Here is an 11833-nt window from a genome sequence, read left to right as displayed (position 1 = left end):
AATGCACGCGTAACGGACCATAACGGGAGTGGAGATGCAGATGCGTGAACCTACGCTGCGGAAAACAGAGTCTGGAGCGCGGCTTCAGGTACGGCAGCAATCAGCGCTTGCGAGAAGGCTTGGGAGGAGAAGAGGCGCGGCGAAATTCCTCGATCACGTCCTCGAATTCGGAGACGTCTTCGAAGCGCCGGTAGACAGAAGCGAAACGCACGTAAGCAATGGTGTCGAGCGCACGCAACTCGTTCATCACGAGCTCGCCGAGGCGCTCGCTGCGCACTTCGCGCTCGCCGCTGCCGAGCAGTTGATATTCGATGCGTGCGACTGCCGCGTCGATCGCGTCCGCCGCGACCGGGCGCTTGCGCAGCGCCAGTTGCATGCTCGCTACGATCTTGCGTCGATCGAATTCCGTGCGGCTGCCATCCTTCTTGACGACCGACGGCAACGCCAGCTCGACCCGCTCATACGTCGTGAAACGTTTGTCGCAGGCCGGGCAGCGGCGGCGCCGGCGAATCGTCGCGCCGTCTTCGGATACGCGCGAATCCACAACTTGCGTATCGGCGTGACGGCAGAAGGGGCAATGCATGGCGTCTTAACGGTAGACCGGGAAGCGCTGGGTCAGCTCAGCGACTTGTGCACGCACGCGTTCGATCGTGGCTGCGTCTTCCGGGTTGTCCAGCACGTCGGCGATCAGGTTACCCACCTGCTCCGCTTCCTTGACGCCGAAGCCGCGCGTGGTCATGGCGGGCGAACCGAGACGCACGCCGCTCGTGACGAACGGCTTTTCCGGGTCGTTCGGAATCGCGTTCTTGTTGACGGTGATGTGCGCCGCGCCGAGCGCAGCTTCCGCTGCCTTGCCGGTGATCTTCTTCGCGCGCAGATCGACCAGCATCACGTGGCTTTCGGTGCGCCCCGAGACGATCCGCAGACCACGTTTGACCAGCGTTTCAGCCAGCACGCGCGCGTTCTCAACGACTTGTTGCTGATAGGCCTTGAACTCAGGCGACAGTGCTTCCTTGAACGCGACGGCCTTGCCGGCGATCACGTGCATCAGCGGACCACCTTGAATGCCCGGGAAAATTGCCGAGTTGATCTGCTTTTCGAACTCGGCCTTCATCAGGATCACACCGCCGCGCGGGCCGCGCAGGCTCTTGTGCGTGGTGGTGGTGACGAAATCAGCGTGCGGCACCGGGTTCGGGTAGACGCCCGCGGCGATCAGGCCGGCATAGTGCGCCATGTCGACCATGAAATACGCGCCAACCGACTTGGCGATCTTCGACAGGCGTTCGAAATCGATACGCAGCGCGAATGCGGAGGCGCCCGCCACGATCAGCTTCGGCTTATGTTCCTGAGCCAGCTTCTCGGCGGCTTCGTAGTCGATGTCTTCAGCTTCGTTCAGGCCGTAGCTCACCACGTTGAACCACTTGCCCGACATGTTGACCGGCGAACCGTGCGTCAGGTGACCGCCGTGCGCGAGGCTCATGCCCATGATCGTGTCGCCCGGCTTGAGCATGGCGAAGAACACGCCCTGGTTCGCCTGCGAGCCGGAGTTGGGCTGCACGTTGGCGGCTTCGGCGCCGAACAGTTGCTTGACGCGGTCGATCGCCAGCTGCTCGGCGATGTCGACGTATTCGCAGCCGCCGTAATAGCGCTTGCCCGGGTACCCTTCGGCGTACTTGTTGGTGAGTTGCGAGCCCTGCGCAGCCATCACGGCCGGGCTCGTGTAGTTTTCCGACGCGATCAGTTCGATGTGCTCTTCCTGACGGCGGTTTTCCTGCTGGATGACGCTCCAGAGTTCAGGATCGACGTTGGCGATGGTGCTTTGGGCTCTATCAAACATACGGATTCCGTTGAGTGTGTTCAGGTTGACCGGATCGTGCGCCGAATCTTGCGTAGAGGGTACGCAGCGCTGCTGGCGGCTCGGCCAGCCCTGACGTGGCGGATGGAGATTCGCCGCACACGCGAGGCAGGACAGCCACCGCCAGCGCAGATAAATGCGCGCGGATCACAGCTGCCCAGGCGAACGGCAAAACGGCACCCCGCGCTTCACGGTGGGTTGTTCCACCTTGAATCCGATTGTTTGAACCGGTTCTATCGCCAGTCACGCAGGGATGAGCGCGTTAGTTTATTGGAAGAGGATCGAATAGGCAACCGGCTTCCCGCCGCCCCGGCGGGTGCCCGCCAGGCCGGTTGTGGCGCCGCCGCAAGCCGTGCGCCAACGGCCGCTCAAAGCGGGCCCGAAACCCGCTCTGCGTGCCTCCCCCAGCCGTTTGTACGGCTGGTTCATCCTTGCCGCAGCGCCGCATTGGAAGTAGGCTTGGGGCCTTTCTCCTCTACCAGCCAGGAAACTGCAATGATCGTATTCGTCACCGGAGCGTCCGCGGGATTCGGCGCCGCCATCGCCCGAGCTTTCGTCAAGGGCGGCCACCGTGTCGTCGCCACCGCGCGCCGCAAAGACCGCCTGCAGGCACTCGCCGACGAACTCGGCGACGCCCTTCTGCCGTACGAGCTCGACGTGCGCGATCGCGCCGCCGTCGAGGCGGTGCCGGCCTCCCTGCCCGCGGAGTTCGCGGCGCTCGACGTGCTCGTCAATAACGCCGGCCTCGCACTCGGCATCGAGCCGGCGCAAAAGGCGAGCCTCGACGAATGGAGCACCATGATCGAGACCAACTGCACGGGCCTCGTGCAGGTCACGCACGCGCTTCTGCCCGGCATGGTGGAGCGCAACCGTGGCCACATTTTCAATCTGGGTTCGGCGGCGGGAAGCTGGCCGTACGCGGGCGGCAACGTTTATGGCGCCACCAAGGCGTTCGTGCATCAGTTCAGCCTGAATCTGCGAGCCGATCTGGCCGGCACGGCATTGCGCGTGACCAACATCGAACCGGGCCTGTGCGGCGGCACCGAGTTTTCGAACGTGCGTTTTCGTGGAAACGACGAAAAAGCGGCCAAAATGTACGAAAACGTACAACCGCTGACGCCCGAAGACATCGCCGACTCGATCTACTGGGTCGCCACCCGGCCTGCACACGTCAACGTCAACACGATCGAGCTGATGCCGGTGGCCCAATCGTTCTCCGCCTTGTCGGTGCAGCGCGGCTGAAATCCCCGCTCAGGCCCGCCAGGCGGGGCGCACATCTTGATACAGACCTCGGAGTGTGCGTTCCGGTAAAATGCGCCGCATGAATATGTCGACCAGCCAGCCCGGCACGGAAATCGGCTTCACGTGGCCAATCCGCGTGTACTACGAAGATACCGACGCCGGCGGCATCGTGTTTTACGCGAACTACCTGAAATTTTTTGAGCGGGCGCGCACCGAATGGCTGCGCGCGTGCGGCGTCGACCAGAACCGGCTTGCCGACGAAGCGAACACGATCTTCATCGTCCGCAGTACTGCAATCGACTATCGGGCGCCGGCCCGGCTTGACGATGTCGTCAAGGTGGTAAGCCGAATCGAGCGTCTCGGCCGCGCCTCCGTCGACTTTGCGCAGGAAGCGTGGCGCGACGATACGCTGCTGGCGAGCGGCGCGATCCGGGTCGGCTGCGTCGAGCGTATGGCGCTGCGGCCGGCTGCGATTCCTGCACCGGTTCTTGCTGCTTTGCGGCGCGGGCCGAGCGTGAACGGTGGCGGTATGTCAACGGACAACGACTGAGCCCCGTTGTTACGGGGCCAGTGAACTCATATCGATCAAGCAACACAAAGCATGGTTCGGCTTGCAATATCGCCGATGCTTCCGTTTTGCTCACGGCAAGCTTCGAGTGACCTTGCAGCCGGACGCCCCCTTCCGGGACGTTAAAACGAACCTTTATGAACACTACACAAGATCTGTCGATCGTTTCTCTCGTACTTAATGCGAGCCTTCTGGCACAGGCCGTCATGGCCCTGCTGCTTCTGCTGTCGCTGCTGTCGTGGACTTTCATCTTCCGCAAGTGGTTTGCGATCCGCCGGGCCCGCGCGCAAACTGAACGCTTCGAACGCGACTTCTGGTCGGGCGGCGACCTGCAGGCGCTCTACCAGAGCGCAGCGAACAACCGCCACACGATCGGCGCGCTGGAACGGATTTTCGAATCCGGCATGCGAGAATTCCTGAAGGGCAAGGAAAAGCGCCTGAACGATTCGGGAGCGATTCTCGACGGCGCGCGCCGCGCCATGCGCGCCGCTTTCCAACGCGAAATGGACGTGCTCGAGGCAAATCTGGCGTTTCTCGCGTCGGTTGGCTCGGTCAGCCCGTATATCGGTCTGTTCGGTACGGTGTGGGGGATCATGAATGCGTTCCGCGGCCTCGCCAACGTGCAGCAGGCTACGCTTGCGAACGTGGCGCCTGGCATCGCCGAAGCGCTGACTGCCACCGCGATCGGCCTGTTCGCCGCGATTCCGGCCGTGGTCGCCTACAACCGCTACGCGCACGACATCGACCGTCTGGCGATCCGCTTCGAGACCTTCATCGAAGAGTTCTCGAACATCCTGCAGCGTCAGGCACAGTAAGGAGTCCACGATGGCAGGCTCTTCCTCAAGCATGCGCGGCTCGCGTCAGCGCCGCGCCATGGCCGACATCAACGTTGTGCCGTACATCGACGTGATGCTCGTGTTGCTCGTGATCTTCATGGTGACCGCGCCGCTCGTCGCCCCGTCGATCGTCAATCTGCCGACCGTCGGCGGCGCCGCGCCCCAGCAGCAAACGCCGCCCGTGATCGTGAATATTCGCGCGGACGGCAATATGAGCGTCAAATACAAGGACGACGCCGGCGCGCAGCAACAGGAAGACATGACGAAGGCTGATTTGCACGGCTTCATCGCCGATCGCGCGCAATCGCACCCCGACCAGCCGGTCGTGATCGCCGCCGACAAGACCGTGAAGTACGAAGTCGTGATGAATGTGATGTCCGATCTGAAGGCTCAGGGCGTCAAGCGCGTTGGATTGCTCGTCAAATCGCAATGATCCGCAAGAATTCCGAATACCCGCTCCAGCCACCGCGTGAACGCGGCACCGGGCGAGCCTTTGCGTTCGCGCTGGTGATGCATGCGCTGCTCGGATTCTTCCTGTACCACGGCATTCATTGGCAAAACAGCACGCCGGCCGGCGCGGAAGCCGAGTTGTGGACCGAGGTGCCCGACACGGCCATCCCTCGCCAGCCTCCTCCGCCGCCCGCGCCGGTAGCCCCAGCCCCGCCACTGCCGGACGAACAGGCCGACATCGCGCTGCAGGAAAAGAAACGCCAGCAGCAGGAAGCGGCCCGTCAGGCGCAACTGGCCGAACAGCAGCGCCTGCAGAAGCTGCAAGCCCAGCAGGAAGCCGAGGCAAAGCGCCAGCAGCAACTGGCGGCCGAGCAGGCCGCGCAGCTCGCCGCGCAAAAAGCAGCGGCAGCCAAACAGAAACAGTTGCAACAACAGCAACAGCAGGCCGAAAAACTGAAGCAGCAGCAATTGGCCGAACAGCAAAAACAGCAGCAGCTGGCCGAGCAGCAGAAGCAGGCCGAAGCGGAGGCGCAGAAGAAGGCTGACGCGCAGAAAGCGGCGAAGGCCAAGGCGCAAGCCGATGCCGCAGCGCAAGCGAAGAAGCTGGACGCTGAACGTCGCGCGCGGCTCGCGCAGATGCAAGGTTTGGCGGGCGGCGAAGGCACGACCGGCAACGGGCTGGCGAAGAGCGGCACGGGTAGCGGCTCGGGTGGCACCGCGACTTCGCCGGGTTATGCGGATAAGGTGCGCCGCGTGGTGCGTCCGAACATCTCGTGGGGTGGCGAAACGGAAGGTCTGGAGACCGTCATCTCCGTACGCTGCTCGCCGACAGGCACGTTGCTGGACGCGCAGATCTCGCGCAGCAGCGGCAACGCGGCATGGGACGACGCGGCGCTTCGGGCGGTCCAGCGTTCCAATCCGATGCCTCAGGATATCGACGGGAAAACGCCGACCAGCTTCAAGATTACGTTGCGCCCGGCAGGTTGATAGCAGCAACTTGACAGTCAGTTGACAGCAGAGCCCACGCCCCGACGGGCGTGGCGCGCCTGGGAACGAATTAGTTGTTTTCAGGTCTCTCTGCTGTCGCGAATTGTTAGTAAAACCGTTTTTGGGGAAACCATTCAGCATGAGTTTGATGACCAAGCTAGGCCTGCGGACACTTGTAGCGTCGTGCCTGATCGCCGTCGGCGGCGCCGCCAATGCCCAGCTCAACGTCCTTGTGACGGGCGTCGGGTCCACCCAGTTTCCGATCGCAACGGCGAATTTCGCCAATGAAGCGAACTCGCCGCAGCAGGTCAGTACGATCGTGCGTCAGGATCTGCAACGCAGCGGAAAATTCACGAATATCGACGCGGGCAGCACGCCGGTTGCGGAATCCGATTCCGTCGACCTCGGCAGCTGGAAAGCCAAGGGCGCCAATGCGTTCGTCGCGGGCAGCGTGAACCGTTTGCCGAATGGCCAGTATGAAGTGCGTTTCAAACTGTACGACACCGTGAAGGGCGAAAGCCTTGGCGGCCTCGTGCTGGTGAGCCCGGAAAGCGGCTTGCGCATGAGCGCGCACAAAGTCGCGGACTATATCTACGCGAAGCTGATGGGCAGCCGCGGCGTGTTCGCCACGCGTCTGTCGTATGTCATCAAGACCGGCGGGCGTTATCAGTTGCAGATTTCCGATTCGGACGGCCAGGACGCGCACATCGCGTTGTCGAGCCCCGAGCCGATCATCTCGCCCGCATGGTCGCCTGACGGCACCAAGGTCGCTTACGTTTCGTTCGAAAAGAAAAAGCCCATTGTCTACATCCACGATCTGCCTACGGGCCGTCGCGTGATCGTATCGGACCAGAAGGGTAACAACAGTGCGCCGGCGTGGTCGCCGGATGGCCGCACGCTGGCTGTTGCGCTCTCGCGCACGGGCAACACGCAGATTTTCGCCGTCAATGCGGACGGCAGCGGCCTGCGGCGCCTGACGCAAGGCAGCTCGATCGACACTGAACCGTGCTTCTCTCCCGACGGCCAGTGGATCTACTTCACCAGCGACCGTGGCGGCCAGCCGCAGATCTACAAGATGTCGGCTCAAGGCGAGAGCGCCGGCGCCGCACAACGGGTAACGTTCACGGGCAGCTACAACACCAGCCCGCGCGTGAGCCCGGACGGCAAACAGCTCGCCTATATCTCGCGCGTCGGCGGCGGGTTCAAGCTTTATCTCCAGGACCTGCAAGGCAATACGGCCACGGGCCTGACGGACACTACACATGACGAATCGCCGAGCTTCGCGGCGAACGGTCAGTACATTCTTTACGCCACACAGGTGAACGGCCGTGGCGTGTTGGCCGCAGTATCGACCGACGGTCGCACTCGGCAGGTCCTGTCCGTTCAGGGTGGCAGCGTACGCGAGCCATCCTGGGGCCCGTTTATGCAGTAACGTTGATGCAATAACACAAGGAGAGTAACAAAATGATGTCTAAACTTCGTTTCGCATTTGCCGTATTGATGGTCGGTGCGCTGGCCGCATGTCACTCGGGCGTCAAGCTCGACGAAAACGCTAACAAGGGTGGTGCAGTTTCGACGCAACCGAATCCGACCGATGTCGCTCAGGTCAACGTCGACCCGCTGAACGATCCGAACAGCCCGCTCGCCAAGCGCAGCATCTACTTCGACTTCGACAGCTACTCGGTCAAGGACGACTACCAATCGCTGCTGCAACAACACGCGCAATACCTGAAGAGCCATCCGCAACGTCACGTCCTGATCCAGGGCAACACCGACGAACGCGGCACCAGCGAGTACAACCTGGCACTCGGCCAGAAGCGTGCTGAAGCTGTGCGCCGTTCGCTGTCGCTGATGGGCGTAGCAGACTCGCAAATGGAAGCCGTGAGCCTCGGCAAGGAAAAGCCGCAAGCGACCGGTCATGACGAATCGTCGTGGGCACAAAACCGCCGCGCCGACCTCGTGTACCAACAGTAAGTAACGGGTGATGAGCCGAATGACGCATCGTTTCTCCTGGCTGCGGTTTGCCGCAGCGGCCTGCGTCGCGGGCACGGCCTTCGCGGCTGTGCCCGCGCATGCGGGTATCTTCGACGACGATCAGGCCCGTCAGGCCATTCTCGATCTGCGTTCGAAGACCGATAGCCTGTCGAGCCAGCTGTCGGCCGCACAGCGCACGATTCTCGATCAGTCCAACCGTCTCGATCAGCTGAATCAGCAGGTCGCGACGTTGCGTGGGCAGAACGAGGATATGGGCAACCAGCTCGCCACGCTGCAAAAACAGCAGAAGGACTACTACACCGATCTGGACACGCGGCTGAAGAAATTCGAGCCGCAGCAACAGACGGTGGACGGCGTCCAGGGCGAGGTGCAGCCGGGCGAAACCGATTCGTTCAATGCGGCTTCACAGCAGTTCCGCAACGGCGACTTCAAGAATGCGGCGGCGTCGTTCCGCAGCTTCATCTCCAAGTATCCGAACAGCCCCTACCAGCCGACCGCGCAGTACTGGCTCGGCAACGCGCTGTATGCACTGCGCGACTACAAGGGCTCGACGGCAACCTGGCAAGGTGTGGTGAAGAACTATCCGCAACATCCGCGCGCGCCGGAAGCGCTGCTCGCGATTGCGAACAATCAGCTCGAGCAAGGTCAGAAGGCTGCGGCCAAAAAGACGCTTGAGCAGATCGTCGCGCAGTACAGCGGCTCGGACGTCGCGCAGTCGGCTCAGAGCAAGCTGTCGCAGATCAAGTAGTCGCGTCGCGCAGGGTTAGTGCAGTTGATGTAACGCGCAGTGGCTGCGCAGTCTCCAAATCAAGGCCACGCGCGCCTCTCGCCGGAAAGCCCGGGGTAGCGATACCTCGGGCTTTTCACTATCTGAAGTGCGGATATCCAAACTAGCCACCATGGGTTGACAGCCCACGGGAGCTATCGCTATAATCTCGCTTCTCTTTTGGGTCGTTAGCTCAGCTGGTAGAGCAGCGGACTTTTAATCCGTTGGTCACAGGTTCGAATCCCGTACGGCCTACCAAAGACACCTCTTCCCGCAAGGGAAGGAAAATCAAGCACTTGCGATTTATCGCGGTGCTTTTTTTTCGTCTGTCGTACGTGCTTCGGCGTCAAAAACTGGCCTTTGCCGGAAATTTGCCGGAACTGGACAATCCAGACCAAGCGAACTCAACCTTTCGCATGGGAATCTGGATGGCATACATCAGTCAACGCGGCGCCTACTGGCGTGCCGAAGTCCGCAAGCGCGGGCACAAACCGATCTACCGAACGTTTGACACCAAGCAGCAGGCTCGCGATTGGGCTCAGCGCGTCGAGGCCGAAATTTCTCTCAACATCTTTGTTGATCGCTCTGAGGCCGAGCGCACCACATTGGGCGAAGCACTCGACAGATACGCCCGCGAGATAGTGCCGACCAAACGCTACCCGAGCCAAGAACTGACTCGCATTGCGCGTTGGAAGAAAAATGACCTGGCCTGGCGACCACTGGCGGCTTTGCGTGGCGTCGATTTTGCGAAATACCGAGATGCCCGCCGAGCAGCTGGCCGGGCCGAAAATACAATCCGCCTAGAACTCCAGGTCATCAGCCACCTGTTTGAGATCGCGCGCAAGGAGTGGGGATTCGAGACGCTCATGAATCCCTTGAAAAACATTCGCAAGCCCTCTGGTAGTCGGGCCAGAGATCGCCGCCTTCAGCCTGGTGAGTTCGATGCGCTACGTACGCGCCTTGCTGCAAGCAACAACCCGTGGGCAGCTCCTGCGTTCGAACTGGCGGTCGAAACAAGCCTGCGCCAAGGTACGCTGTTTAACGTGCGTTGGGAGTGGGTCAAGATCCAGGACCGCATGATCGAGTTTCCGCCCGAAGCACGCGGTGCTGACAACAAGGGAGTCCCAGCTCGTCTCCCGCTGACACGCCGCGCCGCAGATGTTCTCCGCGCCCTCGCCGCCCTCTGGCAACGCGACAGATTCATCGATCCAGAACTGTGCCGGTTAGGCCCGGTGAATGTCGATCCGGACAAGCTGAGCGGCCCGGTTTTCGGTACATCGTGTAACGCCGTCCAGCTAGTCTGGAAGCGCATCGTCAAAAGCGAGAATGGTTTCCCCAACCTCCGCTGGCATGATCTGCGCCATGAAGCAGCGAGCAGGCTTTTCGAGAAAGGACTCCACCCACTTGAGGTCGCCAGCGTCACGGGCCACCGGTCCATGCAGATGCTGAAACGGTACACGCACCTGAATCCTGCCGACTTGCTCTCAAAGCTTGGGTAGCCAATACGTCCAATCGGCATCCCGCAGGTTGTCATGCCCTACGGGAATGCCGCGATTGACCGCCCTCGACCCAAAGCCGTCCTTGGAGAAACGACGAAGCGGACGCTCACCAATGATGTTTGCTGGAGGACTTTGTTTTTTCAGCGCGAACAGACAGTAACGGCTTGTACAAAAGCGTCTTGTTGGGCGGGATTCTGAAAAAAGGCTTCGAGACTCGCGTGTTCATCGTTCGCGACTTGCTGAAGACAAAGGTTATTGTTTGCGCGGATGCTTGCCGGCGCATAGGCGACAGCCGTGAGGAACAATGCAATCGCCGCTACCGCAATGGCGATGCCCGCGGTCCATCGCACTCCAGCCCCCGATCTCCACGATTGTCGCTGCAAACTTCGCGGGGCGGTCGTTCTTTGTGTCGATACGTTTCTCATTGGCCTTCCGATTTAATTAGCAAGACAATCATTTGAGACAAGAAACCGGGCCTCAAGAAAGCGCCTTCCTGATGCCGTGCATGCTGGAGACAGCCGATTCGAACAGTTCCGGCCCAACTTTCGCACGCAGGGCTCTCGCGATCGCCGCACTAGCATCGTTAATTGGCTGGTCGAGCGCCCTTCCTGCACGGGTTGGGTAGACGCACCATTCCCTACCATCAGATTCAGCCTGGCGGCGTTCGACCAATCGTTTTTCAGAAAGATTGTCGATAAGTCGGGTGGCGGTGGGACGAGCAATGCCTAATGTGTCCGCAACCTGACTACTCAGGCACCCGGGAGATGCAAGCACTACGCGCAGCACAAATCCCTGTGCCGGCGTCAGCCCGAATGGCGCGTACACAGCTGCCCATTCACGCTCAGCGAGGCGCGCGAGTGCCGAAGAATTGAAGTAGAGGCAATGATCGAACATGGGCTCATTAAATCGCAATATGGTTAGCAAGGCAACTAAAATTTAACAAGCTCTCGCAGGATAGTTACGTTGCGATTTGACCGTTAGCCCAACGGCCGCTTTCGAGCACGATGCTGATCGGCTGCTCCTGGCCGGGCACCGCCTGCTGACGAAGGCTGGCTCTTGGCCGCCGCCGTCCCGTCAGTGAATGCGCCAAACCGACCCGTAAGCGACGGTCACCAATGCCTAAAGCGGTCATTCGGCTCAATGTGCGGACATCATTCGCAACGGATTCAAGGCACAAATCGTTCGTAAAGTGATGCGACGTAGTCGGCATGGACGGCCTTGGTTGCCACACGCGCAAAACCCAGCGATTCGTAATAGGTGCAGAGCTTCGCATTTTTCACGTCGCAATCCAGTCTTAGACGGTTGCGGTGGTTCGCACGCACCTGATTCGCGCACCAGTCAATGGAGAAGCTGCCAAGGCCGACGCCATGGAAACCATCCCGTACCGAGATGCCGTGCACGTACCCGGCGTCGGGGTCCTGTGGTCCCCAGTATTTTTGATCTTCCCATGACAGCGACAGCATTCCGGCAGGCGTCCCGTCCAGCTCGATCACGTACCACTCGTCCGACTCGATACGTTGACGCGCGACGGCCGCTGTCCATCCGACTTTGCCCCAGGCAAAGTCTCCGAGGGCAACCTTGTATGCAACGGATTCGTTTCGTATGCCGACGAGCAGCGCAACGTCATCCACAGAC

At 61.0% G+C, this 11833-nt stretch carries 13 protein-coding genes, 1 tRNA gene and 1 riboswitch; of the genes, 10 read left to right on the top strand and 4 right to left on the bottom strand.

Features of this window, described 5'->3' with window-relative positions; all coding sequences use genetic code 11:
• Window positions 1-100: 100 nt before the first annotated feature.
• Together nrdR and glyA are read right to left on the bottom strand one after the other, a co-directional pair.
• Entirely contained in the window at window positions 101-583 is a 483-nt protein-coding gene (gene nrdR / locus AC57B6_RS33325; RefSeq protein WP_027799387.1) for a transcriptional regulator NrdR, read from the bottom strand.
• 6 nt (window positions 584-589) lie between these two features.
• The gene (gene glyA, locus AC57B6_RS33320; protein WP_028198806.1) at window positions 590-1837 is read right to left on the bottom strand and encodes a serine hydroxymethyltransferase; all 1248 of its coding nucleotides are present in this window, start codon (window positions 1835-1837) and stop codon (window positions 590-592) included.
• Window positions 1838-2003: 166 nt separating this feature from the next.
• Window positions 2004-2112, bottom strand: a riboswitch (ZMP/ZTP riboswitch).
• A gap of 238 nt (window positions 2113-2350) precedes the next feature.
• On the opposite strand from glyA, the gene ydfG reads away from it, so the two are divergent.
• The 10 genes from ydfG to AC57B6_RS33270 all read left to right on the top strand — a co-directional run bounded on the left by ydfG (window position 2351) and on the right by AC57B6_RS33270 (window position 10198).
• Window positions 2351-3097: a bifunctional NADP-dependent 3-hydroxy acid dehydrogenase/3-hydroxypropionate dehydrogenase YdfG gene (gene ydfG, locus AC57B6_RS33315; protein WP_046566699.1), complete on the top strand. Its 747-nt coding sequence runs from the start codon at window positions 2351-2353 to the stop codon at window positions 3095-3097.
• A gap of 70 nt (window positions 3098-3167) precedes the next feature.
• Window positions 3168-3647 (top strand): tol-pal system-associated acyl-CoA thioesterase, encoded by a 480-nt coding sequence (gene ybgC / locus AC57B6_RS33310; protein WP_028198808.1) that lies wholly within the window; start codon window positions 3168-3170, stop codon window positions 3645-3647.
• Window positions 3648-3802: 155 nt separating this feature from the next.
• The gene (gene tolQ, locus AC57B6_RS33305; protein ID WP_012431821.1) at window positions 3803-4480 is read left to right on the top strand and encodes a protein TolQ; all 678 of its coding nucleotides are present in this window, start codon (window positions 3803-3805) and stop codon (window positions 4478-4480) included.
• A gap of 10 nt (window positions 4481-4490) precedes the next feature.
• Window positions 4491-4934, top strand: a complete 444-nt coding sequence (gene tolR, locus AC57B6_RS33300; protein ID WP_028198809.1) for a protein TolR — start codon at window positions 4491-4493, stop codon at window positions 4932-4934.
• Window positions 4931-5938, top strand: a complete 1008-nt coding sequence (gene tolA, locus AC57B6_RS33295; RefSeq protein WP_030102027.1) for a cell envelope integrity protein TolA — start codon at window positions 4931-4933, stop codon at window positions 5936-5938. The genes tolR and tolA overlap by 4 nt, the downstream gene beginning before the upstream one ends.
• 139 nt (window positions 5939-6077) lie before the next feature.
• Window positions 6078-7370, top strand: coding sequence for a Tol-Pal system beta propeller repeat protein TolB (gene tolB, locus AC57B6_RS33290; protein WP_028198811.1), 1293 nt, complete (start codon window positions 6078-6080; stop codon window positions 7368-7370).
• A gap of 32 nt (window positions 7371-7402) precedes the next feature.
• Window positions 7403-7912, top strand: a complete 510-nt coding sequence (pal, locus tag AC57B6_RS33285) for a peptidoglycan-associated lipoprotein Pal (RefSeq protein WP_028198812.1) — start codon at window positions 7403-7405, stop codon at window positions 7910-7912.
• A gap of 19 nt (window positions 7913-7931) precedes the next feature.
• On the top strand, window positions 7932-8681 hold the full coding sequence (ybgF, locus tag AC57B6_RS33280) for a tol-pal system protein YbgF (protein WP_028198813.1): 750 nt from the start codon (window positions 7932-7934) through the stop codon (window positions 8679-8681).
• Window positions 8682-8881: 200 nt separating this feature from the next.
• Window positions 8882-8957, top strand: a tRNA-Lys gene (locus AC57B6_RS33275).
• Between the two features lie 38 nt (window positions 8958-8995).
• Window positions 8996-10198 carry a site-specific integrase gene (locus AC57B6_RS33270; protein ID WP_496422929.1) on the top strand — a complete coding sequence of 401 codons (1203 nt, stop codon included), beginning with the start codon at window positions 8996-8998 and terminating at the stop codon, window positions 10196-10198.
• Between the two features lie 477 nt (window positions 10199-10675).
• Here AC57B6_RS33270 and AC57B6_RS33265 read toward each other — a convergent pair whose 3' ends face one another.
• Together AC57B6_RS33265 and AC57B6_RS33260 are read right to left on the bottom strand one after the other, a co-directional pair.
• Window positions 10676-11092, bottom strand: a complete 417-nt coding sequence (locus tag AC57B6_RS33265; protein ID WP_084167099.1) for a MarR family winged helix-turn-helix transcriptional regulator — start codon at window positions 11090-11092, stop codon at window positions 10676-10678.
• 272 nt (window positions 11093-11364) lie between these two features.
• Window positions 11365-11829 (bottom strand): GNAT family N-acetyltransferase, encoded by a 465-nt coding sequence (locus AC57B6_RS33260; RefSeq protein ID WP_496422928.1) that lies wholly within the window; start codon window positions 11827-11829, stop codon window positions 11365-11367.
• Window positions 11830-11833 lie beyond the last annotated feature (4 nt).

The organism is Paraburkholderia sp. BGA-UO-ETr-F12, assembly GCF_059567945.1.
This window is presented reverse-complemented; position numbering and strand designations above follow the sequence as displayed.

Bases quoted from the DNA above. Each gene is read 5' to 3' on its own strand.
- pal (WP_028198812.1), top strand. From the start codon at position 7,403: ATGATGTCTAAACTTCGTTTCGCATTTGCCGTATTGATGGTCGGTGCG.
- AC57B6_RS33265 (WP_084167099.1), bottom strand. From the start codon at position 11,092: ATGTTCGATCATTGCCTCTACTTCAATTCTTCGGCACTCGCGCGCCTC.
- tolR (WP_028198809.1), top strand. From the start codon at position 4,491: ATGGCAGGCTCTTCCTCAAGCATGCGCGGCTCGCGTCAGCGCCGCGCC.
- glyA (WP_028198806.1), bottom strand. From the start codon at position 1,837: ATGTTTGATAGAGCCCAAAGCACCATCGCCAACGTCGATCCTGAACTC.
- ydfG (WP_046566699.1), top strand. From the start codon at position 2,351: ATGATCGTATTCGTCACCGGAGCGTCCGCGGGATTCGGCGCCGCCATC.
- ybgF (WP_028198813.1), top strand. From the start codon at position 7,932: ATGACGCATCGTTTCTCCTGGCTGCGGTTTGCCGCAGCGGCCTGCGTC.
- tolB (WP_028198811.1), top strand. From the start codon at position 6,078: ATGAGTTTGATGACCAAGCTAGGCCTGCGGACACTTGTAGCGTCGTGC.
- tolQ (WP_012431821.1), top strand. From the start codon at position 3,803: ATGAACACTACACAAGATCTGTCGATCGTTTCTCTCGTACTTAATGCG.
- tolA (WP_030102027.1), top strand. From the start codon at position 4,931: ATGATCCGCAAGAATTCCGAATACCCGCTCCAGCCACCGCGTGAACGC.
- nrdR (WP_027799387.1), bottom strand. From the start codon at position 583: ATGCATTGCCCCTTCTGCCGTCACGCCGATACGCAAGTTGTGGATTCG.
- ybgC (WP_028198808.1), top strand. From the start codon at position 3,168: ATGCGCCGCATGAATATGTCGACCAGCCAGCCCGGCACGGAAATCGGC.